Genomic DNA, 25,307 nt, shown 5'->3' on the forward strand with positions numbered 1-25,307 from the left:
GAATGAGAGTATTGTTTTGCATCCTGTTTTGTTTCTGTTGGTGTGTGGCTGCATTTGCGCAGCAGCGTCCACAGCACACGCAGTACTTTCAAAACAACTACCTCCTGAACCCTGCTGTGGCAGGCATTGAAAACTATATGGATGTGCGGTCGGGTATCCGGAGCCAATGGGTTGGCATGGAGGGCGCACCTACCACTTTTTATACCAGTGTGCACACCGCCCTCAACAGGAACGACAGGAATGCTCCCCGGTTTGGAGCAGGCAAGCCACCGTCTTCTCAGGCTGCCTCCACTGCCAACAAAAACAACCGCTTTTATGTGAAACCGCACCATGGCATAGGCGCCATTGCCCAGATGGACAAGTCAGGGCTCCTTTCCACCTTTACTTTTAACCTAAGCTATGCCTACCACCTGCCCCTCACGAAAAGCATTAACTTGTCTGGCGGTATATCCGCGGGGATATTGAAACAGTGGATAAGCAGAAAGGATGTGGACGTACTTATTCCCGACGACCCGTTTCTTAACGGCGAGGCACTCAACAGGAACAAACTTGACCTGGGCCTGGGCCTGTGGCTCTACAGCCGCGACTTTTATGTAGGTGTGTCGGGCATGCAATTGTTAAAGAGCGTGAATGATGTGGGCACCGATGGCTTGCCCCTTGCGGAGCTGCAGCCGCACTACTACGCCACAGCGGGCGTTCGCTTCAACCTCTCGCCCAACATGACCCTGACTCCCTCTGTAATGGCAAAAATGGCGGCAGGGGGCATGTCGGCAATAGACGCCAACGCAAAGGCTGTCTACAACCAGCGCTTCTGGGTAGGAGCCTCTTACCGGCACAACGATGCCGTCGCTGCCATGGCTGGCATCTATGTCAATCACTTCATTGACGTGAGTTACTCCCACGATTTCACTACTTCTGACCTGAGAAGAGTCAGCGCCAACAGCCATGAGGTAGTGCTGGGAATTAAGCTAAACAACCCACAGAGAACAGTTTGCCCACAATGGGTATGGTAAAATACCTGATGAGGTATGCCTGAAAGTGGGGAACCCGCAGTGCAATTTCTCTTGTCTCTGCAATATGCTGGCGCAACCCCCACCTGAAGTGCTGAAACGAAAGCATCTACAAAAACGAGCCCTGGTAAAAAGTTTCTGCTGAACACAACTATCGTAACTTAAAAAAGCTCACGACACAGCTTATTATAATTATTCCACTATTACACAATACTATATTCCTAAAATAAGGCAACCCAGGAATTGCACACTTCACTTTAACAAGCCGCAACCTTGTAGAGTCAAACTGTAAGAAACCATTAGTACTTATCTTCGGAACGTAGTCCATTACAACATCATTGCATACAAAAGAATATAATTAAAAAAATATTAAAATCCCTTTATACCAGAAGTCAAAAAATATTCTCCGGCCTTACTTTGAGCACAATATAGTTTAACTATATTTAGAATTCGAAACTCAGTTTACACCCTTCGCTCAAAAGGATGATACCACGTTTAGTACTTCTTCTTCTAATCCTGTTCTTAAGCTCACAAGCTTTTGCATCGCATATTGTCGGGGGCGAATTTGACTTAAGGCATGTCTCAGACTACAACTACAGGTTGTCTTTTAACTTATACTTCGATGAAATAAATGGAGAAAAGACTGCCAGAGACAAAAATATAAATGTCACCATTTTTGAAAAAGGTACAAACCGCACCATAGAAGTTTTAAGGTTGCCTCTCCGGGAAGAAAGCCTGTTGAATTATAGCAACATCGGATGCACTACCAGCGGCTTAGAAACCTCTAAGCTCCTTTACTACCAGGGCCTATACCTTGATCCTGCCATCTACAACAACCCGGCGGGGTATTATGTATCATGGGAACGTTGTTGCCGCAACAGCACAATCAGCAGCATTCAGTCACCACAAAACACTGGCACTACAGTTTATATGGAGTTCCCGGCTGTTGTCAGGAACGGAGCATTTTTCAAGAACTCATCCCCTAAGCTTTCTCTTCCACCAAGTGACTATGCCTGCCAGGGAGAGCTGTTTTATTATGATTTCGGTAGTGTCGATCCCGATGGTGATCAATTAGTCTATGACATGGTCTCTCCACTTAAAGGGTATAGCTCGACTGATAATTTAAGACCTGCCGCCTCCAGTGCTCCTTATCCTGAGGTAAACTGGCTCCCAGGCTATAGCAAGGACACCCAAATACATGGAGATCCGGCTGTTAACATCGACAGAAACACAGGATGGCTTACGGTAAGGCCAAATTATGTGGGTTTATTTGTGTTTAGCGTTCGCTGCCAGGAGTTCAGAAACGGAGTGAAAATCGGGGAAGTCAGGAGAGACTTTCAGCTTGTGGTGAAAGCATGCCGCTTTAATAATGATCCCATCGTCTCGGTTACGCAGCTTGGCAGCCCCAGCCCTTCTACAGATGGGCAGGTTATACGGATAGACCCGACCGACCCGCGCTGTATCAACATAAGCTATACTGACCCGGAAATAAATGAACCACTTACACTCGATGTAAAACCAGTAAACTTTACCAACGACAATGTTTTCAGCCTTTCCGGCACTACCAGTGGTATAGCAAACATACCTAACGGAGCCAAAACGCTTGAGGCCACAATTTGCTTTGAGCAATGCTTTAATACGGGTGATCAGCCTATTACCCTGGACCTGGTGGTTAGTGATGACGGGGACGATGGGTGCGGCCTGCCGCGGCAGACAATCAAACGAATAAGTCTGATAGTAGAAACGAGAGAGGGTAACCCTCCTGCCCTTTCTCTTTCCACCGGAACAAGAGTCTTTGAGGTAGAGAGAGGAGACCGTATCAGGTTCGATGTAACCGGTAGCGACGCTGACCAGGAGGAGGTCACTGTCTCGGCATCCGGCAGGGGCTTTCAACTGAATGCGCATAACATCAGTTTTGAATCGAAAAGAAAGAACGGGCGGGCAACCTCTCCTTTTAGCTGGACGATTGACCAGCAGGCCCTGCAACAGTCGTCTTACTTTATTGACTTTCTAGTGACCTCCACTACCTCCTGTGGCAGCACGCTCACCAGGACCGAAACAATAGAAGTAAGGCCGCTAAGAAAAGATGACATTGCCAACAACACCATTTTATCTGACCAGACATTATGCGCCGGCGAAGCACCGGCAACTTTAATAGGGAGCCTGCCGACCGGCGGAAGCGGCTCTTTCGACTATACCTGGGAGATGAGCACTACAAATGACCTGACAGGTTTTTCGCTTGCACCTGGCCCACAGAACAAGGCGCAGCATTATACACCGCCAGTTCTTACCGAACCAACCTGGTTCAGGAGAAAAGTAACTTCGGGTTGGGAGGATGAGCTAATAAGCACAGCAGTGAAGATAACTGTGCAGGATGCTATTGACAACAACACCATCTCCAGCGCGCAGGCAATTTGTGCCAGTACCGCGCCTAATCTTCTCACCGGGCCAGAACCAACCGGTGAGGTTGGCACCTATACCTATCAGTGGGAATACAGCACGACTGGCCCGACCAGCGGATTTAGAGCCATTACCGAAACAGGTAAGGGAAAAGCCAAGGATTATCAGCCGGGTATACTCAATCAGACAACCTGGTACAGGCGCGTTATAACGTCTGCCCCCTGCCCCCCTGTCATCAGCAATGCAGTAGAAATCACCGTTACACCGGATATCAGCCAAAATACTATAAGAGGGAACCAGGTAGTTTGTGTGGGAATCACTCCTGGTAAACTGACCGGCCCTGTATTAACCAGTAGCAACGACAGCTTCTCTTATGCATGGGAGTATAGCACAACAAGCGCCACAGCAGGCTTCTCTCCTGCACCCGGCTTGAACACAGCAGCAGATTATACACCCGGCCAGTTAAGCCAGTCCACCTGGTACAGAAGGATTGTTCGTACTGCGGCGGCCTCCTGCCAAAGCACCAGCAACGCTGTGCTGGTGACTATTGAAGCGCTGCCAGCCACGCCTCAGGCGACAGATGTCACCATTTGTCCGGGCGAGATGGCCACGCTGCAGGGAAGCGCACCAGCAGCGGGAGTTATGCTGCAGTGGTATGACAAACCAGCCGGTGGCAAACTTTTGCACGAGGGTGCCACTTACCTAACCGCTCCTCTTCATACCACGACGGATTTTTATGTGCAGGCTATGACCACAAACGGCTGCGCCAGCACCAGCAGGACAAAAGTCAAAGTAACCATCCAGGATGCAATAGAGAACAATACCATCTCCAGCGCGCAGTCAATTTGTGCCAATACCGCCCCTGCCCTTCTATCCGGGCCGGAACCAACCGGTGAGGTTGGCACCTATACCTATCAGTGGGAATACAGCACGACTGGCCCGACCAGCGGATTTAGAGCCATTACCGAAACAGGTAAGGGAAAAGCCAAGGATTATCAGCCGGGTATACTCAATCAGACAACCTGGTACAGGCGCGTTATAACGTCTGCCCCCTGCCCTCCTGTGCGCAGCAATGTAGTAGAAATCACCGTTACACCGGATATCAGCCAGAATACCATAAAAGGGAACCAGCTAGTTTGTGTGGGAATCACTCCTGGTAAACTGACCGGCCCTGTATTAACCAGTAGCAACGACAGCTTCTCTTATGCATGGGAGTATAGCACAACAAGCGCCACAGTAGGCTTTTCTCCTGCACCTGGCCTAAATACAGCAGCAGATTATACACCCGGCCAGTTAAGCCAGTCCACCTGGTACAGAAGACTTGTTCGTACTGCGGCGGCCTCCTGCCAAAGCACCAGCAACGCTGTGCTGGTGACTATTGAAGCGCTGCCAGCCACGCCTCAGGCGACAGATGTCACCATTTGTCCGGGCGAGATGGCCACGCTGCAGGGAAGCGCACCAGCAGCGGGAGTTATGCTGCAGTGGTATGACAAACTAGCCGGTGGCAAACTACTGTACGAGGGTGCCACTTACCAGACTGCTCCACTCCACTCCACAACGGATTTTTATGTGCAGGCTATGACCACAAACGGCTGCGCTAGTACCGGCAGGACCAAAGTTACAGTTACTGTACGTCCCTCTACAGCCAATGCGGGTGAGGATGCAACAATTATGGAGGGCCAGTCTGTAAAGCTACAGGCAACAGGAGGCACCAGTTACTCCTGGTCACCAGCCACCAATATAACGAATCCTACTATACCGGATCCTGCTGTCAGACCTTCGCAAACAACGACCTATACTGTAACGGTGACGTCAGAATTTGGCTGTACCTATACAGACGAGGTGACGGTAAACGTACTTCCGCACGTTGTTCCGACCAACGCCATTACAGTAAACGGAGACAACGTCAACGAAACCTGGTTCATCAAGAACATAGAGTTCTACCCTAACTGCCAGGTACAGATTTTTACCCGATGGGGAAACAAGATATATGAATCAAAAGGATACCGGGAGCCCTGGAATGGCACACATAACGGCATGCCTTTGCCTATGGCGTCTTATTACTACATCATAGACCTGGGGATGAACGAAAAGCCGGTGGCAGGAAGCATCACCCTTATTAAGTAAAGCTTATGAAAATTTTTACCAGCCTGATGTTTTTTGCCTGCATCTGTTTTACCGGCCATGCCCAGCAGCGGCCACAGCATACGCAGTACATCCAGAACAACTTCCTGCTTAACCCGGCTGCTGTGGGCACAGAAAGTTATATAGACGTCCGGAACAGTTACCGAACCCAATGGCTTGGCCTGGAGGGGGCACCTACTACCTATTATACCAGCATCAATGCCTCCCTTGACAAAAACGACCGGAATGTACCGCTTCCCAAGACCAAAAGCAGCTACAATGCATCCGGAGTAGCTGTTAACAAGAATAACCGCTTCCATGTAAGGCCGCATCATGGGTTAGGGGCTATCATGCAACTGGATAAGTCGGGGCTCCTGAATACCTTCTCCCTGAACCTCAACTATGCCTACCACCTGCCCCTCACAAAGAAGATCAACCTCTCAGGTGGCGTATCAGCGGGCCTGCTGCAGTACCGCCTGAACAAGCGTGACTTAAACATGCAGGTATCAGAGGACCCTTTTGTGGCAGGAGATATGCCCAACATGAATAAGTTTGACCTGGGAGTGGGCCTGTGGCTTTACAGCTCAAACTTTTATGTTGGATTGTCGAGTATGCAGGTACTCAGCAGCGAAACGAAAAGCAACAACAACGGACCGCAGGCCGCACTTCAGAATCATTATTATGCTACCGGCGGTATCAGGCTCCCAATCACGAATAACATTGCTTTTACACCTTCGGTTATGGTGAAGGTAGCAGAAAACGGCTTGTATATGGTAGATGTAAATGCGAAGGCAGCTTATGGCCGGCGCTTTTGGGTAGGTGCTTCTTACCGACAGCGCGATGCAGTTGCCGGTATGGCTGGTGTATTCATCAACCACATGCTGGATGTGAGTTATTCCTATGACCTCACCACTTCTGACCTGAACAGGGTGAGCGCAAACAGCCATGAAGTAGTTATAGGAATCAAGTTAAACAACCCGCAGAAAACCATTTGCCCGCAGTGGGTATGGTAAGTGCTTTGTGAAGTACATTGAAAAGCTAAAAGAACAACTTCAATCCCATCTTACAGGATCTTTATATTGAATAATGCTATACAAACAGTCCCAGCGGGACGATCTGTTGATAGATTTAAACACAAAGTCACCCAAGCTCCAGCGGAGCGGCCTGTTAATATACTGTGAACAGGCCGCTCCGCTGGAGCTTGGGTGCTTGTGGATACATTTACTATCAACAGGTCGTCCCGCTGGGACTTTGAACTTTGAAAACGTAAATCTGCTCTTGAAGGAGCACTTTCCCACTAACGTATACACCTTGCGTAAGGCCGGTTATTAAAACAAGCATTACCTTTGCAGCATTAACAACACGTTTAACATGATTGACCCGAAGAAGCTGGCGATAAAGAATTTTGTGTACGAGCTGCCGGAGGAGCGCATTGCAAAGTTTCCGCTATCAGAACGCGACCAGTCCAAGCTGCTGCTTTACCGGCAGGGCCAGATGACAGATCATAACTTTACTGAGCTACCTCAATTGCTGCCACCAAATACGCTGCTAGTTTTTAACGATACTAAAGTAGTGCAGGCGCGCCTGCTGTTTCAGAAAGATACTGGCGGTGCAGTGGAGATTTTCTGCCTTGAGCCAGTGGCCCCTTACCGCGAAGTGCAGCTGGCCATGCAGCAAACCGGTAACTGCATCTGGAAATGCCTCGTGGGCAACAACAAGCGCTGGAAGAGCGGAAAAATAAGTCTTCGCTTTGAAGGCGGTATGCTGCAGGCGGAGCGCGAGGCACAGCAGGAAGGGCATTTCCTGATACGTTTCACGTGGGAACCGGCGGATCTGCCCTTTGCCGAGGTGCTGGAGCGTTGCGGCAAACTGCCGCTGCCCCCCTACCTCAACCGCGATCTCACCCCTGAAGACCATACCCGTTACCAGACCATCTACGCTAACCAACAGGGAGCCGTAGCCGCTCCTACAGCTGGCTTGCACTTTACAGACCGTGTGATGGTAAACCTGCAGGAGCAAGGTATAACCACTGCTTACCTGACGCTGCACGTGGGCGCTGGCACCTTCAGACCCGTGAAAGCCGATGTAATGGAGGAGCATGAGATGCATGCCGAGCAGCTATATCTCACAAAGCCCTTGCTACAGCGCTTGCTAAAGCAATTGGGCAACCCCATCATACCAGTGGGAACTACCAGTATGCGCTCATTAGAAAGCCTGTACTGGTTGGGCGTAAAGGTGCTGCAACAACCGGCGCTGCCATTGCTGGAACTGCACGTGAGCCAGTGGCAGCCGTATGAAACAGAAGAACCTCCTGCTCCGACTGATGCATTAGCGGCATTACTGGCTTATATGGAGCGACAGGGCACCAACTACCTGCACGCCAGCACGCAAATTATCATCGCACCCGGTTATACTTTCCGGGTATGCAGTGGCCTAGTCACCAATTTCCACCAGCCTGAAAGTACCCTGCTGCTATTAGTTTCTGCTCTCATCGGAGAAGATTGGCGCAAGGTATACCAGTACGCCCTGCAAAACGACTACCGCTTCCTGAGCTACGGCGACAGCTCTCTCCTGCTGCCATAGCTCAAAAGACCTTGCAGCGTGCGCAGCTCCTGCGAGCGTCTAATGCCAGAAATTTTGGCTTTGCATAAATTAAAAAGCGCCAGCCCTGCAAAATTGCAAAGCTGGCGCTTTTTAATTTTATGCTAAAGCTGCAGCAAAATCACATCGCCGCACTTTTAATTAATTACAACCCATACTGTGAAATCAGGTAAGCCAGCGATGCCATAGAAGCAGCACCCAATTGCATCTCGCGGCGGTTCACCTGCTCAAAAGTGTCGATTTCGGTGTGGTGGTAGTCGAAATAGCGCTGTGAATCGGGGCGGAAACCGATTAGGGCCACGCTCCCCTGTCCTTTTAGCGGGCCAATATCGGCACCGCCGCCGCCACGTGTCAGGTCGTGTAGGCCGTAAGGAGCCAGCAGTGCCTTCCAGCTAAGCGCTTTGGAATACTGCGCATCTGTGCCATCAATACCAAAACCACGTGGTGTAAAGCCACCTGCATCCGACTCAATAGCGGCAATGTGCTTCTCTCCTTTTGCCTTCGCTACTTCAGCATACTTACGCCCGCCGCGCAACCCGTTTTCCTCGTTCATGAACAGCACCGCACGCACCGTACGCTTCGGCTTAATGCCTAATTCATTGAACAGGCGCAGCACCTCAATCGACTGCATACAACCCGTACCGTCATCGTGTGCCCCTTCCCCTAAATCCCATGAATCCAAGTGACCACCTACTACAATAATCTCATCAGGCTTCTCGGTGCCCTTCAGCTCTCCTATCACATTGTAAGATAACACGTCTGGCAGCATTTCAGAAGTCATGCGCATGTAGAACTTTAGGCTCGGGTCATCCTTTAACAGGCTGCTTAGCTGCTCTGCGTCTCTTGTGCTGATAGCGGCTGCAGGAATCTGCTGCACGCCCTCCTCATAGCGGGTATTGCCGGTGTGAGGCACATCCTGAATTTCGTTTGCCATAGAGCGCACCAACACCCCCACGGCACCCAGTTTAGCTGCTGCCACCGGGCCACCGCCGCGTTGGTCTACAGCACCACTATAAGCAGCCATGGTGTGCACATGCGTGTTATCGAAGGGGCGGTTGAAGAACACAATCTTACCTTTCACCTTCTTCTTGCCCAGTTTCTCCAGTTCTTCAAAGTTCTGGACCTCTACTACCTCGGCACTTATACCCTGTTTGCCAGTGCCCACCGAGGCACCCAGTGCCGCAATGTTCATATCTGCTGAGCCAATTAGTTTGGAGTTATAGACCCGCCCAATTTCTTTATCACCACGCACCCAATGCGGCACCATCACCTCCTGCAGGTACACCGTGTCCAGATTCATTTCCTCCATTACCTGTCGGCTCCACTCCACCGCTGCCGCTGCCTGTGGCGAGCCACTTAGGCGCGCGCCAATCTTCTTAGTGAGGTAGCGCAGGTTCTCATAGCTTTCTGTGCTGGAAAGGGCTTCGTTATAGATCTTTTTGATAGTGGCTGAATCGGAAGCGTAATTTTGTTGTGCCATGGCTGGCAGAGTAAGCGCCGTGGCAGCAGCCAGCATCAGGCTGCGTAGGTTCTTATTAGTTAGCATTATTGGAATAAGTGTGAATTTAAATTCTGATTGCCGTGTGTTTTAGCGGCTATAAGTTACTAATTTTAAATGAATGACAGGAACAGAGATGGTTTTAGCCAACAAAACTCGGCTGTATAGTAAAAGCAAAAGCGACAGAATTAGTTTCCGCCGCTTTTGCTTGTAAAGGTTAATTCCGGGCTTTTTATTTAATCCGCATCAGCTTTTCCATGTTCTGCTTGCTCACCGTCAGCAAACCTACTTCAGGTAAACGGCTGGTGAGTTCGCGCCAGTTATCGTCTTTTTTATACACCTCACGCAGCAGTTTAGCTGCTTCTTCCACCTGGCCGCTGTTGGCCAGCCCAATGGCGTGCCAGTACTTCATCTCGAGGTTGTTCGGGAACATCGTTTCTGCTTTGCCATACTCCTGCATGGCCTCCTGCATCTGCCCCTTCTCAATTGCCAAATCGCCTGCGTTCATGTGCTCGTAAGCGCGGTATACCTTCAGGAGGCGGGCCAACTCGTCCAATGGCTGCTCGTGGTCGTCCACGCGCAGGTCAATGGTGCGGTCGTTCCAGGGTTGGTCGTTCTTCTGCCCCTTCACTACCACCAGCGCGGCTGACTGCCTGCCCCGGATGTCACCGCCTTCCCGCTCTGCTGCCTGCATGGCCAGCAACACACGCTCTGCCAGCGGCTGCCCTTCGCTTCGCTCAAAAGCTTTCGCCATGGCAGGCCATACCTTGTCCGTCAGCATCATGTTGGCCTGCACCGAGAAGTTTTTGCCTGTAATGTGCCCGGCATAGCGGATACACTGTTTCCCGGTGTGGGTGGCCACACGGCCCTGGGCATCCAGAATCGCCACTTGGCGCACCTCCCGGGCTTCATCGTCAGCCAACAGTATGGCCAGTGCTTCTTCGGGTGTTTTCCCCTCCTTCAAAAGCGCCAGGCCGCGCAGTCCAAAGGATTTATTTGTGAACGATTGCGTAGCCACCACGCCAACGCCAGCCTCTACCCAAGGCACCGCAGTGCCCACCGAAAACCAATGGCTTTGTACGCCCACGGCCATTTCACCTGTACCTGGGTCGCGGGCTACGATGGAATACGTGTGTGCCAACGGCTCCTCTGCCTTAAATACCTGCGCCTTTGCCGTACCCAGCGCGGCCACTAAAGATACTCCCATAGCAAATATTGTTGCTTTCAACTTTATCATGTTATCCTTTGTCTATACTCTTATTTTTCGTACTATGCCTAAAGCAGTAATAGAGGCCGATGAAAATGAACAGATTCAGTTGCTGCCACAGTGCACAAACAAATATAAATGTTTTGATTATACTACTGGCAGACTTTCGTAACAACAACCTCTATCAACAATAGCAGTATAACGATATTAGAAAACCACAAAAACAGAAAAGGTGCTCTCCTGCACCCCTACGCAACCCTTAACACATGAAAAACTCAGTACGAGAAAAAAAACCTTCGCGCATGGCCATGCTTATAGATGGCGACAATGCGCAGCCAAGCCTGATCGTAAAACTAATGGCCGAAGCCGGTAAATACGGTGCCACTACCATCCGGCGCATCTACGGCGACTGGACCACCCCGCAAATGAACGGCTGGAAAGACTGCCTGAACAACCATGCCATACAACCCATACAACAGTTCCGCTATACAATAGGCAAAAATGCTACTGACAGTGCTCTCATCATTGATGCCATGGACCTGCTGCACAGTGAATATGTAAACGGTTTTTGTATCATCTCTTCCGACAGCGACTATACCCGACTGGCTACGCGCATACGCGAGGCGGGCATCTTTGTGATGGGCATTGGCCAGCGCAAAACACCGAAGCCTTTCGTGAATGCCTGTAATGTGTTTATTTTTACAGAGAACCTGACGGATGATATTGATGAGAAAAAAATCGCCGCAGCCACAAAAGAGCCTGACAGCAACTCCAGCAAAAGTGCACCTAACCCGGTTCCGCTTTTGAAGGAGGCTTTTGTGATGTCGGAGGATGAGGACGGATGGGCGCACCTGGGCGTAATGGGTGTGAACCTGCGTCAACTAGACCCCAGCTTTGACCCGCGTACCTTTGGCTACGGACAATTGCTGCAGCTCATTAAGGCACAGAAAGACCTGTTCACCATCCGGAAAGAGGATGATAAAGGCCCATCAGCAGTGTATGTAAAACGCAAAGACAAGCCAAGAAGCCCCGCCAGGCGCAAGCCAAAGCCAAAGACAGAGTCTAAACCGAAGGCAGAAGCGCAAAGCAATAAGTAACTAAGCCGGTTAAAGTATAGCCTAAGCACTTAAATATATACAATACATATTTTTTGAAAGCCTGCCCTATAAAGGGTCGGGCTTTTTTATTGTCTACCATTCATACAAAGTGCGCAGGAAGCACGTCTATGCACTACTTCCCGCACTGCAGCATGAGTTGTAGTAAAGCTACTTGCTTTGTAATTCCAGCAACTATATCAACTATTTACCCTTAAAAGGCTGAACGTTAAATAAAAGTTATAGTGCCAACATTGTAGCAGATAAATCCATATTTTTCAGTATTATTAAATAATTAATCTAAAACTATATTCAAGTCCTCCAGCACTGTGAAAACAAACCACTATGAAACAGCTCCTACCTGTCCTTCTGTTCCTGTTAACAGCCTCCTTTCCTATACTAACACATGCTCAAAGCTCAAAAGGTGAGTTGGGAGCCAAGGTAGTGGATGAGTCAAGCAAAGAGGCTTTACCTTATGCCACAGTTTCGGTTTACAATGCGCAGGACACCACGTTGCTCACTTTCAGAATGAGTGATGACAACGGCCTGTTTAAGATTCCGGGCCTGCCCCTGGAGCGCCGCCTGCGGGTAATTATCACGATGATGGGATATGGGGTACACAAGCATGAGTTTACATTGACGGCAGCGCAACCGGCTCTAAATCTTGGAGAAATAAAGATGGCCGCTTCCAGCACCCTGCTGAGCGAGGTACTGATTGTGGCTGAAACACCGCCTATCCTTGTTCGCAATGACACGGTGGAGTTTAATGCCGCTTCCTTTAAAACACTGCCTACTGCACTGGTAGAGGATTTGCTGAAGAAGCTCCCGGGTGTAAGCGTGGATGGCTCCGGCAATATTATGGTAAACGGAAAAGCTGTTAGCAAGATACTGGTAGACGGAAAAGAGTTCTTTGGAAGCGACCCGAAAATTGCGAGCCGGAACCTGCCGGCAAACGTGATCGAGAAAGTGCAGGTGATGAACGACCCGGAGGCCCTGCGCCGGGACCCGGATATGCCCGAAATGGACATTCCGCAGGTCATCAACCTGAAGTTTAAGAAAGGTGTGAAAAAAGGCATGTTCGGGAAAGTGTATGGCGGTGCCGGAACAGACGAGCGCTATGAAGGAGGTGGTATTCTGAACGTGTTCCGGGACACGATGCAGGTAAGCGTACTGGGTTATTCTAACAACCTAAACCGCCCGGGATTTGGCTTTGAGGATATTTCCCGTATTGGAGGCTTTGGCAGAAGCGGGTTTAACTCTGTGATGATCCGGAGCGACGGCGGCTTTGCCCTGAACGGGATTTCATTCGGAGGAACCGAAGAGGGCATCCAGCAATCGTCGGGGGGCGGGGCCAATTTTAACACGGTGTTCAACAACGGCATTATCATGAACCTCCAGTACTTTTACGGTGGCATCAACTCAGATTTAAATCAAGTTATGAATTCCTCCCAATTAGTGGAGCAGGATACCATTACATCCCGCAGGCTGCGGGACCAGTTCAGCAAAAGCAACAGCCACAGGATAGGCGGTAAGCTGAACTGGAAGATAGACTCTCTAACAGATCTGAGCCTGACACCTAATGTAACGATCACTGAGGCGAGGTCTAACCAGATTGCCTTCACAAACACGTACGAGAATTACCCGGAGCTTCTGAACGCCAGCAACAACAGCCAGTTGTACAACAACAACACGCTGAAGCTAAGCAATGAGGCGTCGCTGAGCCGGAACTTCCAAAAAAAAGGCAGGAACCTCACTTACTATGGCTATTACGAGCACAGCACCATTCTGCAGGACCAGGTAAACAATGCCGAAAACATCTTCTACAGACCTGAGCCGGGTATAACGCGCCTGGACCAACTCCGCGACAACGATACATACAGCACCAAAATAAATAATTCTGCGGCCTATAACGAGCCTATTTCAGAGAACATAAGCGCTGTCTTCCGCATCAACTCAGAATATTTTAATGATAAAAATGCCCTCGACACCTACGATGCTGATCCGGAAACTGCCGACTATACGCTGTTGGTACCGGGGCTTTCCAACGAGCTAAACCGTACAGGCTGGCGAAACTACCTCACAAGCGGTATAAAATGGAAGATAAAAGAAGTTACAGTGCAGCCGGCGGTCCGTTTTACCTCCCTGAACATTACCAACACTTTTCAAAAGAGCCCCACCATCCACCAGGACTTTTTTTATGTGTTTCCGACGCTGAACATTCACTGGAAAGCCTTGCGCATCAACTACAGTGTGGACCTGCGGGAGCCCAATGCAACTGACCTGCAGCCGGTAGTTGACAACACCAACCCGCTGTTCATCAACTATGGAAACCCGGAGTTAAAGCCTTCTGTATCAAACTCCATCAATGTTAATTTCTTTAAATTCGACACGAAACGCTCGATCAACTATAGCTTTTATATGCATGGCAGCATCAGCAACGATGCGGTTACCCGGCAGCGCACCATTGATGCTTTTGGCGTGCAGACGTCGCGGCCAGTGAACACAGACGGCAACTGGCAGCTAAACAGCAGCGCCCGTTTAATGAAAGACCTGAAGCACGATAACAACCGGCAGTATTCCTTTGGAGGCTTCATCTGGGCATCCTATACAAGAACGCTGGTTCTGTTCAACGACATCAGCAGTTTCAGCCAGACCTGGAGCCTGAATCCTACGCTGGAGGGGAGGATGAACCTGGATGATAAAATTGAGTTTAACCAGACCTTCACACTGCGCCACCAGCGTAGTTCCTATGAAGACAATGCTTTCCGGAACCTGAAATTTAACACCAGGTCCTCCAAATCCGAAATCATACTACGAATGCCGAAAAAGCTGGTGTGGGAGGCAACGTTAGACTACTGGTACAACTCTAATATGGCACCCGGCCTCCGGAACCACTACACCAGGCTAAATGGTGGTGTTACTTTCCTGTTTATGAAAGACGATCGGGCACAGCTTAAATTGTCTGTATATGATGCGCTGGACCAGAACCTGAGCGCCTACCGAAGTATTCGCGAAAACATCATCGAAGACACGCAAACCGTGGTGCTGAACCGCTACGGCCTGCTGACCTTTACCTACAACATCCGCAACTTCGGAGGTAAAGTTGGCGGCAGTAACTCCATGTTCAGATTCTAAGAACAATGACACTTCATACTTCGCAGGGGCAGGTTGCGACCTGTCCCTCCGCTTGTGCACCAAGTAAGGATGGCGATTATACCCATATACACAATGCTCATTACATAAAACTAAATTCATCAGCCTGCACGGAGTGATTCTGTTTCCAGTCTTTGGGTTGAGCGCCTTTGGAGATTTTTGGTGCCGCTCGCGCGGCAGCGCCCCGGCGCAAAAAACTCCCAGTGCGATACCCAAAGACGAGGCCTCTCGGCCTTGAGAGCTAAGACTTGTACAATAGAACTGTAGGCTTGATGCCGCTGGATGAACAGTAACCACGGCAGCTTAGACAAACCCGCTTTTTACGTACAAAAGTTATAAACCCTAAATCACAGCCCCTATTGGCACAGCGAACCATCCCTCTCCTATTCCTGTTCTTGCATTTCATGCAAACTTTGTCTAAATCTGTAGATTGAAACAAAATCAGCAGAGACGAATCAACCGAACACGAACCTCTTTTACCTTAAAATTAAAACATGCGAACAGCAATACGCGCTGCACTTAAACCACGGCTGCTGCTGGCGGGCACCCTGGCCTTGCTCTTGGCCGGTCAGCCGGCAGAGGCTCAGCGGCAGAAGTTTAAAAACAAAAAAGCAACCACCGCTACTGTTGAACCGGAACTATATAACGGCCTTACCTGGCGCTCTATCGGTCCTTATAAAGGCGGACGCTCTGCCACGGCAACCGGTGTGCCTGGCAAACCAAACCTCTATTACTTCGGCTCGGTGGGCGGCGGCGTGTGGCGCACAACCGACGGTGGTGCTACCTGGGACAATATTTCGGATGGCTTCTTCGGGGGTTCTATTGGGGCAGTGGCCGTGAGTGAGGCCGATCCAAACGTGATTTATGTCGGCGAAGGCGAGAAAACAGTGCGCGGTAACGTATCGTCGGGCTTTGGCGTCTGGAAATCGGTGGATGCAGGTAAAACATGGCAGCATACAGGGCTGAGAGACACCAAACATATCGGCCGCATCCGCATTCACCCAAACAATCCGGATATAGTATATGTGGCTGCCATGGGCGATTTATATAAGTCGAACGAGGAACGGGGTGTGTTTAAGAGCACAGACGGTGGAAAGACGTGGAAGAAAATACTTTTTGCAAACAAAGATGCGGGTGCCGTTGACCTGATCATCGACCCGTCGAACCCGCGCAACCTATATGCTACCACCTGGAATATTCGCCGCACACCGCATAGCCTGCTGTCTGGCGGCTCCGGTTCCGGCATCTGGAAAAGCACCGACGAAGGAGAAACGTGGAAGGAAATTTCCGGTAACGAAGGTTTGCCTAAAGGAACGCTCGGCATCATAGGTGTCGCAGTATCGCCGGCAAACCCGGAACGCGTGTATGCCATGGTGGAAGCAGAAGAGGGTGGCCTTTTCCGCTCCGACGATAGCGGCCTGACCTGGAAAAAAGTAAATGACGACCGTAACCTGCGCCAGCGCGCTTGGTACTACACCCGCGTGTATGCCGACCCGAAAGACGAGGATGTTGTGTATGTGCTGAATGTAGCCTATCACAGAAGCAAAGACGGCGGCAAAACATTTGAGAGCGCCTACGCCCAGCACAGCGACAACCACGACCTCTGGATAGACCCGGCAAATCCTTCACGGATGATCATTGCCAACGACGGCGGTGCACAGGTGTCGGCTGACGGTGGTATGAACTGGAGCACTATGGACAACCAGCCGACTGGCCAGTTTTATCGTGTGGTGACAGACAATCATTTCCCGTACCGCATTTATGGTGCGCAGCAGGACAACTCCGCCATCCGTATCGATCACCGCTCTTCCGGATATGCCATTACCGAAGACAACTGGGAGACAACAGCAGGATCTGAAAGTGCACATATCGCTGTAAATCCAACGAACCCGGAAGTGGTGTATGGCGGTAACTATGGCGGCTTTTTAGAGCGTCTTGATCACAGCAACGGCCAGAGCCGCGTGGTAAACGTATGGCCGGACAACCCGATGGGCCACGGTGCAGAGGGAATGAAGTATAGGTTCCAGTGGAACTTCCCGATCCTGTTCTCTCCGAACGATGCTAACAAGTTATACACTGCCTCCAACCACGTGCACGTCACTTATAACGAGGGGCAGACCTGGGAGACTATCAGCCCGGACCTGACGCGCAACGACTCTACAAAGCTTGGTCCTTCTGGTGGTCCGATAACAAAGGATAACACCAGCGTGGAATACTATGGTACCATCTTCGCCATCAATGAGTCTGCTTTGGAGCCGGGTGTCATCTGGACAGGGTCGGATGACGGGCTGATCCATATTACCCGCGATAGTGGCAAAAACTGGACAAACGTAACGCCGAAGAGCATGCCGGAGTGGATTATGGTTAACAGCATTGATCCGCATCCGACGCAGAAGGGAGCCGCTTATATCGCCGCTACCATGTATAAGTCCGGCGATTTCAGTCCCTACCTGTACAAGGTAACAGACTACGGCAAGAACTGGACGAAGATCACGAACGGCATCCCGAAAAACCACTTTACCCGCGTAGTACGCGCCGACCAGAAGCGACCAGGCCTCCTGTATGCTGGCACGGAGTACGGCATGTATGTTTCCTTTGACGACGGACAGAACTGGCAGCCTTTCCAGCAAAACCTGCCGCTTGTATCTATCACCGATCTCACCATTAAGAACGACAACCTGATTGCCGCCACACAAGGTCGCGGCTTCTGGCTGATTGATGATATTACGCCGCTACATCAGTTAGAGGCCAGCGCAGCGAATTTAAGATTGCAACTGTACAAGCCACTGGATACCTATAAGATTGATGGCGGCAGCAGAGGATCCTCTAAAGCAGCCGGACAAAACCACCCTGGCGGTGTGATGGTGCATTATTACCTGCCCCACAAACCCGATACAGCAACGGTTGTGCAATTGGAAATAATGGATCAAAATGATAAGCTTATTCGCAGCTATGCCAGCAATGCCAAAGAGAAAGATGACAAGCTTGAAGTGAAAGAGGGCCTGAACCGCTTTGTGTGGGACATGCGCTACCCGGAGGCCAGCAAGTTTGACAACCTGATTCTCTGGGGCGGGGGTACACAAGGCCCAAAGGCCACACCCGGAAACTATACGGTGAAGCTAACAGTGAATAAAGAGAGCCAGGAAAAGGACTTTACCATCCTGCAGGACCCACGCACCAAAGCAACGCCAGAAGACCTGCAGGCGCAGTTCGATTTTTTGATGGATGTACGCAACAAACTCACGGAAACACACGATGCCATCAAAGACATCCGCACCATGCGTGGCCAAATTAAAACGCTCACCGTCAACCTTAAAGGCAACGATGCTTACAAAGGCATCATAGAATCAGCAGATGCCGTTGAGAAGAAGATGACGAAGATTGAGGAAACCCTGTACCAGACAAAGAACCGCAGTGGACAGGACCCACTCAACTTTCCTATCCGCTTAAACAACAAGCTGGCAAACCTGGTAGGCCAGGTCAGCTCCGGCGATTTTCGGCCAACCGACCAGGCGTATGCTTTCAAAAAAGAGATAACCGCCCAGATAGACGAGCAACTGAACCAGCTGAAGCAGGTGAAGGAGCAGGAAATACCAGCGCTGAACAAGATGATACAGGAGAAGAACGTTGACTTTATCAGCGTAGAGAAGAAAGAGGAAAAGGCAGCAACCTCCCCTACTTCTTTTGTGAATTAAAACCAAAGCAATATTTTACATTATCAGATAAGGGTCTTGTTTCATTGGAGTAGTGTTATTTCCAATTAAACAAGTCCCTTTTATTTAATTCTTCAGCCATAATTCATGGCCAATACCCCAAGCACCACACAAATGGTAAAGCTGCTATTACTGGCACTCTTTAACTTCATATTCACCTTCTGCGCCACAGCGCAAGGTGGTCAGAAATTGAACTGTGACAATCCACAGACACAGGCTGAGATGTACGCTTGCGCCTCCAAAGCCTTTCAAGAAACTGACCAAAAGCTAAACCAAATTTATAAGGAAGTAATGGCGCAGCTTACTCCTGAACAGAAGACACTTCTGGTGAAGGCTCAGAAAAGCTGGCTGGTGGTAAGAGACAATCACTGTAAATTGTATGAGCATTTCTACGCTGGAGGCTCGATTATGCCGCTGATGGTTTCTAATTGTGCGAGAGAGTTAACAGAAAACAGAGTAAAGGAACTTCAGATGATTCTGGATGAGCTAAATATGCAATAAGTTTATTACCTACAGGCCGAAAGGTTGCAAGCAGCACACCTAGACGTTCATAGCTAGTGTTTAAACAGTAATTATCTTCCGCTGCACCGTCACAATTGGAATTATGGGGCTATTGTAAGATATTGAATGCCTGAACCACAGGAAAAGCATTACAATATCAGAAGAAGGAAGCGTGAGTATTACTACATCAGCAAAAGAGAAGATTAGCCACCTGACAGGTACCCTGCGCGATTACCGCGTGTATCACCGCTACCTCGGGCTGGTGCTGGCGGTGCTGGTCCTGATCAGCAGCGTAACCGGCATCCTGCTTGGCTGGAAAAAGGATGTACACCTGCTGCAGCCGCCTACTCAAAAAGGCGCTACTCCCGACCTCAAACAGTGGATTTCTTTGTCGAATATGGCCACTATTGCCACCGCTGCCCTCGACTCTGCACAAGGCATCAGCACCAACCCCATCGACCGGATTGAGGCGCGGCCGGAGAAGGGCATAGTGAAAGTGCTTTTCTTGGAAGGCTCCTGGGAGGTACAGTTGGATGGCAGTAACGGCAAGGTGCTGTCAGTGGCACAACGGCATTCTGACTGGATAGAGAAAATCCACGATGGCTCCATCATCAGCGACTTTTTTAAGCTCATAACCATGAACGTGCTTGGGTTGGGTTTGCTGGTGCTTACCTTTACCGGCTTTACGCTATGGTTTTACCCTAAAAAAATCCGGAAGCTGAAGCAACCGAACCCATGATGCACTTTATATAGCCGTGAGTTGTAGCAGCAACCAGTAATCCTCCTGCTCGGCATTGGCCCCTGTAAGTTCGGTGCACTGCACCTGCGGTGCATTTCCTTCCGAAATCCCCCGCAAATACTTAGCTTTAGAAACTCAAACGAATCTTACTTTACCTACTCTAATTTTATACAATGCAAAAGCGTATACTTTCGGTGGCGCTACTGATAGCCCTTGGTGGTACTGTGCAGGCCCAGAAGAAAACGAAACAGCCAACAGCCACATCTGCGAAGGAAAGGCTGCAGGCTTATGAGAAAAGACAGCAACTGGAACAGGCCTCGCCTGTAAGTAACCTCGAGCTCCGAAACGCAGGTCCTTCTATTATGAGCGGCCGCATTACTGATATTGAAGTATCGCCTACCGACCCGACTACCTTTTATGCGGCGTTTGCCTCGGGAGGCCTCTGGAAAACCACCAACAACGGCCTCTCCTTTGAACCACTTTTTGATGAGCAGGCGGTAATGACCATCGGGGACATTGCCATTGACTGGGACAACAACGAGACTATCTGGATAGGTACTGGCGAGAGTAACTCCAGCCGCTCCTCCTACTCCGGTGTGGGTGTATATAAGAGCACCGACGGCGGCAAGTCCTGGCAGCACATGGGACTTGACGACACGCACCACATCGGCAAAATCATCGTGCACCCGAACGACCCGAACACACTTTGGGTAGCGGCCGTAGGACACCTTTACTCTCCTAACGAAGAGCGCGGCATTTTTAAAACCACCGACGGAGGCAAAACCTGGAAGAAAACACTGTACCTCGACGATAAGACCGGCGCCATTGACCTGCAGGTAGACCCGCAGAATCCTAATAACGTATATGCAGCCATGTGGCACCGCGAGCGCCGCGCCTGGAACTTTGTGGAGGGTGGCAAAACCTCCGGCATTTTCAAATCCATAGATGGGGGCAACACCTGGGCAGATATCAGCACAGCGCAAACCGGCTTTCCGGATTCTGACAACGTGGGCCGTATAGGGCTGAGCCTGTTTCCTGGCAACCCCAACATCATGTATGCACTGGTCGATAATTATGACCGCCGCCCGCTAGTGAAAGATGCTGATGAGCCCGAGATGCTGGACAATGATCTGTTTGAGGGCATGTCAGCAGAAGCTTTCCTCAAACTGGATGACAAAAGCCTGAACGAGTTTCTGGACAGTAATCGTTTTCCCCGCGAATACACAGCGAAGAGCCTGAAGGCGCAGGTACAGCGTGGTGAGTTAAAGCCTGCCGCACTTTCACAATACCTCACCGACCCTACTGTGGAAACTTATGTCTCTGAAGTGAAAGGCGCTGAAGTATACCGTACCGACGATGGCGGCAAAACATGGAGGAAGACCCACGACGACTATATCAATGATATGTACTCCAGTTACGGCTACTACTTTGGCGTGGTGCGCGTGGCTCCAACCGATCCAAATAAGATTTATATTCTGGGGGTACCACTGCTTTTATCTGAAGATGGTGGCAAGACCTTCCGTAGTATTGAAGGTGATAATGTACATTCTGATCACCAGGCGCTATGGGTGAGTCCGGATAAGCCAGGATACCTTATAAATGGAAACGACGGAGGCATCAACATTACGTATGACGACGGTAAAACCTGGTATTATGCCAATGCGCCGGCTGTTGGCCAGTTTTATTCGGTGGCCGTGGACATGGCCAAGCCTTACAACGTGTATGGCGGCTTACAAGACAACGGTACCTGGTACGGACCAAGCAACTACGAGTACAGCACGGAATGGACGAGCAGGGGCCACTATCCCTATGAGCGTATTGGTGGTGGCGATGGCATGATGGTGCAGGTGGATTGGCGCGATAACAATATAGTGTACCTGGGTTCCCAGTACGGCAACTACACCCGTCTGAATAAACAAACAGGAGAGCGGGTCTTTATCAAGCCAAGCCACAAACTGGGAGAAACGCCGCTGCGTTTTAACTGGGAAGCTCCCATTCACCTGAGCCGCCACAACCAAGACATTCTGTACTTTGGCTCCAATAAATTCCACCGCTCATTGAAGCGTGGCGAAGAAATGGAAACACTCTCTGGTGACCTGACCAACGGCGGCAAAAGAGGAGATGTTGGCTACGGCACTTTAACAACCATAGATGAATCGCCGAAACGCTTCGGCCTGCTTTATACCGGCTCTGATGATGGCGTAATTCAGGTTTCGAAAGATGGTGGTTATACCTGGACCCGTACTTCTGATAAGTTGCCCCAGAACCTGTGGGTTTCTACGGTAGTGGCATCCAATCACCAGCAGGACCGCGTGTACACATCACTCAATGGCTACCGTTGGGATGACTTCACTCCTTATTTATATGTGTCTGAAGACAACGGAAGGAAGTGGGAGCGCATAGGCACCAACCTGCCGAAGGAGGCTATTAATGTGGTGAAAGAAGATCCGAAGAATCCGAACCTGCTGTACGTAGGCACCGACCACGGCCTGTATATCTCTCTGGACAGAGGCAAAGCCTTCGCCGCCATGAGCAAGGGCATGCCTGCAGTAGCAGTGCACGACGTAGTCGTGCACCCGCGGGAGAATGACCTCGTAGTCGGCACCCACGGCCGTTCTATTTACCAGGCAAACGTGGACCATGTGCAACAGCTCACCCCCGAACTCATGAATCAGCCACTACACTTGTTCTCCCTGAAGCCAATGCCTTATAGCGACCGCTGGGGCCAGAAGTGGGGCGCCTGGAGCGAACCGACAGAGCCGGAACTCACGATTCCGTTCTACACCAACACTGCTGGCAGCACTACTATCCGGATAAAGACAGACAAGGGGCAGGTACTGCAGCAAATGCAGGACCAGAGCGAACGCGGCTTGAACTACGTGACCTATGATTTATCTGTAGCAGCAGCCAACACCCAGGCGTACGAAACTGCTTTAAATAACGCGAAGAAAGAGAAGGCAGATGCTGTAAAGGTAGAACCTTCAGAAAATAAAATCATTTATCTGCAACCAGGTACCTATACGGTAGAGGTAATCACATCCAATGGCACTACAAAAACACAGGAGTTCACCATTAAAGCACCGGAAAGGCGAAGCAGAAGCCAAGGCTAGACATCCATTCTTTTTTTCAAGGGCAGCTCTTAACGGCTGCCCTTGTTTTTCATCCACTGTACTTTCTTATCATGAGCCTTTTATAAAAACCCAGCACAACTCCTCTACTTTTTTTATAACATCTTACAACCTTTTGCCCATAGCATGGGTCCCCAAAATAGAAGGCAACAAAAGACAAGCATACCTTTGCCAGCCTTGCTCCAATTTATGGTTTCCTAACAAAAGCTAATCTGTATGAAAAAGAACGCTCTACCCATTTTACAGCAAGTGTTTGCTTTGCTCCTTTTCTTCCCGGCCATGCTGCTTGGTTCCTGCTCCGACGATTGCGAATCCACCGTTACCTATACCGTACAGGAACCGGTATATATGATGCGGGCAGAGTTAAGAAGCGCTTTTAAAATCAATGGTCCGCGTGTGCTGGAGGCGCCTGGCAAAATCTACGTAAAAGGAAGTTACTTATTCATCAACGAGATGAACGAAGGCATCCACATCATAGACAATTCAGATCCGGCTGCGCCACAAACCATCAACTTTGTGGAGATACCAGGCAACATTGATATGGCCGTAAAGGGCAACACCCTCTACGCCGACAGCTACATCGATTTGGTCGCAATGGACATCAGCAATCCGCTGGATGTAAAGCTGGTGAACCGCATCGAGAATATTTTCCCGACACATGGCATGCTGGTAAACGACACAGCCAGCGTTTTTATATCAGAGTTTGTGGAGAAAAAGGTGACACAAGCCTACGACTCAGACTGCAACGGCAACAGCTCTATATGGCGGGGCGGGTTGTTAGAGTTTAATGACGTTAGGGGCTCTTTCACTACAGGAAATGCTTCCCCCACAGCCATGCCGGGAAGCGCAGCAGGACAAGGTGGCTCTATGGCAAGGTTCACCATTTCAGGCAACCACCTATACACGGTGAGTTTGTCCGACATGCAGCTTTTTGACATCAGCGATGAGACTAACCCACAGGCAGGCCAGAAAATCAACCTTGGCTGGGGCATCGAAACTATCTTCCCCTACGACGACAAGCTTTTTATAGGGTCTACCACCGGTATGCATATCTACGATAACAGCAACCCAACCAGCCCGGTGCACCTTTCCACCTACGCCCACGTCAACAGCTGTGACCCGGTAGTGGTAGACGGCGACCTTGCCTGGGTGACACTGCGCTCTGGCAACGCCTGCGCCGGCTTCACCAATCAGTTGGAGGTAATCGACATCAGCAATGCCCGCAGCCCACAACATTTAAAAACATACCCGATGCAGAACCCGCACGGACTGGGGATTGACCAGTCTACCCTTTTCCTGTGCGAAGGGGAGTACGGCTTAAAAGTGTTCGACATAAAAGACCACCTGAAAGTTGACAAGAACCTGAAGGCGCATTTTAAAGGGCAAAATGCTTTTGATGTAATCCCATTAGGCACTTCGCTGCTGATGATTGGTAAGAATGGCTTATACCAGTACGACTACAGCGACATCAACCAGATAAAGCTGCTCAGCAAGATACCAGTTATGCGCAAGGATATTTAGATGAAAAAACAGTCATCACTACTCACCCTCTTATTGTTTCTGTCGATAGCAGGTCCCTCTACAGCACAGGAAATAGCTCTTGCTGTGGCTACTACTTCACCCGATGCTCCTAAACGCTATATAGGTATGGTAGAGTTTGGCTTTCTCTACGGAAAAACAGGCGATACGAACTTTAGCTCTTCCCTTGCCTCTCCCACTGTGCAGCTGTTTAACGGCTACCGCTTTCACAGATTACTGGCAGTAGGCGGCACTGTAGGCTTTGACTTTTATGATAATGTGCTGGTCACACCCATGGCTCTGGGCATACGTGGGGAGCTTTTAAAAGGCAGAGTAAGTCCTGTATATGGAATAGATGTAGGCTACGGCACCACTTTTCTAAGTGATGAGAGCAATGAGCAGAAAAAGGATGGCGGCTGGATGTTCAGCCCTTCTGCAGGTATAAGGGTGAACACAGGCAACAGCACGGCCTACACGTTTGGCCTTGGCTATAAAACACAAAGAGTTAAAACAGATACCAACTGGTGGGGCGGCAGTAGACAAGACAAGATTAACTATAAGCGCCTGTCGGTGCGCATGGGCTTCATATTTTAACTATGTGCTGCAGGAGCAAAACAGCTG

General features: G+C 50.0%; 14 protein-coding genes. 12 read left to right on the top strand and 2 right to left on the bottom strand.

The genetic code is table 11. The features are described 5' to 3' along the window. Nucleotides 1–2 precede the first annotated feature (2 nt). The 4 genes from E1919_RS10940 to E1919_RS10955 all read left to right on the top strand — a co-directional run bounded on the left by E1919_RS10940 (nucleotide 3) and on the right by E1919_RS10955 (nucleotide 8,117). Entirely contained in the window at nucleotides 3–1,013 is a 1,011-nt protein-coding gene (locus E1919_RS10940; RefSeq protein WP_162053440.1) for a PorP/SprF family type IX secretion system membrane protein, read from the top strand. 480 nt (nucleotides 1,014–1,493) lie between these two features. Beyond that, nucleotides 1,494–5,537, top strand: a complete 4,044-nt coding sequence (locus E1919_RS10945) for a gliding motility-associated C-terminal domain-containing protein (RefSeq protein WP_162053441.1) — start codon at nucleotides 1,494–1,496, stop codon at nucleotides 5,535–5,537. Between the two features lie 5 nt (nucleotides 5,538–5,542). Continuing rightward, nucleotides 5,543–6,547, top strand: a complete 1,005-nt coding sequence (locus tag E1919_RS10950; RefSeq protein WP_162053442.1) for a PorP/SprF family type IX secretion system membrane protein — start codon at nucleotides 5,543–5,545, stop codon at nucleotides 6,545–6,547. A 358-nt stretch (nucleotides 6,548–6,905) separates the two neighbouring features. Further along, nucleotides 6,906–8,117 carry an S-adenosylmethionine:tRNA ribosyltransferase-isomerase gene (locus E1919_RS10955; RefSeq protein ID WP_162053443.1) on the top strand — a complete coding sequence of 404 codons (1,212 nt, stop codon included), beginning with the start codon at nucleotides 6,906–6,908 and terminating at the stop codon, nucleotides 8,115–8,117. A 163-nt stretch (nucleotides 8,118–8,280) separates the two neighbouring features. On the opposite strand, the gene E1919_RS10960 is transcribed toward E1919_RS10955, so the two are convergent. Both E1919_RS10960 and E1919_RS10965 read right to left on the bottom strand, forming a co-directional pair. Continuing rightward, on the bottom strand, nucleotides 8,281–9,681 hold the full coding sequence (locus E1919_RS10960) for a M20/M25/M40 family metallo-hydrolase (protein ID WP_394351763.1): 1,401 nt from the start codon (nucleotides 9,679–9,681) through the stop codon (nucleotides 8,281–8,283). Nucleotides 9,682–9,865: 184 nt separating this feature from the next. After that, on the bottom strand, nucleotides 9,866–10,840 hold the full coding sequence (locus E1919_RS10965) for a DUF1028 domain-containing protein (RefSeq protein ID WP_162053444.1): 975 nt from the start codon (nucleotides 10,838–10,840) through the stop codon (nucleotides 9,866–9,868). Between the two features lie 266 nt (nucleotides 10,841–11,106). On the opposite strand from E1919_RS10965, the gene E1919_RS10970 reads away from it, so the two are divergent. From E1919_RS10970 to E1919_RS11005, 8 genes are all read left to right on the top strand, one after another. Then, on the top strand, nucleotides 11,107–11,937 hold the full coding sequence (locus E1919_RS10970) for an NYN domain-containing protein (protein WP_162053445.1): 831 nt from the start codon (nucleotides 11,107–11,109) through the stop codon (nucleotides 11,935–11,937). A 342-nt stretch (nucleotides 11,938–12,279) separates the two neighbouring features. Continuing rightward, on the top strand, nucleotides 12,280–15,069 hold the full coding sequence (locus tag E1919_RS10975; protein WP_162053446.1) for an outer membrane beta-barrel protein: 2,790 nt from the start codon (nucleotides 12,280–12,282) through the stop codon (nucleotides 15,067–15,069). A gap of 512 nt (nucleotides 15,070–15,581) precedes the next feature. Continuing rightward, nucleotides 15,582–18,782, top strand: a complete 3,201-nt coding sequence (locus tag E1919_RS10980; RefSeq protein ID WP_162053447.1) for a VPS10 domain-containing protein — start codon at nucleotides 15,582–15,584, stop codon at nucleotides 18,780–18,782. A gap of 105 nt (nucleotides 18,783–18,887) precedes the next feature. Further along, nucleotides 18,888–19,301 (top strand): lysozyme inhibitor LprI family protein, encoded by a 414-nt coding sequence (locus tag E1919_RS10985; protein WP_162053448.1) that lies wholly within the window; start codon nucleotides 18,888–18,890, stop codon nucleotides 19,299–19,301. A 172-nt stretch (nucleotides 19,302–19,473) separates the two neighbouring features. Beyond that, entirely contained in the window at nucleotides 19,474–20,040 is a 567-nt protein-coding gene (locus E1919_RS10990; RefSeq protein ID WP_162053449.1) for a PepSY domain-containing protein, read from the top strand. 173 nt (nucleotides 20,041–20,213) lie between these two features. Further along, nucleotides 20,214–23,150: a WD40/YVTN/BNR-like repeat-containing protein gene (locus E1919_RS10995; protein ID WP_162053450.1), complete on the top strand. Its 2,937-nt coding sequence runs from the start codon at nucleotides 20,214–20,216 to the stop codon at nucleotides 23,148–23,150. A gap of 234 nt (nucleotides 23,151–23,384) precedes the next feature. Beyond that, nucleotides 23,385–24,689, top strand: a complete 1,305-nt coding sequence (locus E1919_RS11000; RefSeq protein ID WP_162053451.1) for an LVIVD repeat-containing protein — start codon at nucleotides 23,385–23,387, stop codon at nucleotides 24,687–24,689. Further along, nucleotides 24,690–25,280: a hypothetical protein gene (locus E1919_RS11005; RefSeq protein WP_162053452.1), complete on the top strand. Its 591-nt coding sequence runs from the start codon at nucleotides 24,690–24,692 to the stop codon at nucleotides 25,278–25,280. The last annotated feature ends 27 nt before the right edge of the window (nucleotides 25,281–25,307 follow it).

It is taken from the genome of Pontibacter pamirensis (assembly GCF_010015475.1).
In the GTDB taxonomy this organism is placed as follows: domain Bacteria; phylum Bacteroidota; class Bacteroidia; order Cytophagales; family Hymenobacteraceae; genus Pontibacter; species Pontibacter pamirensis.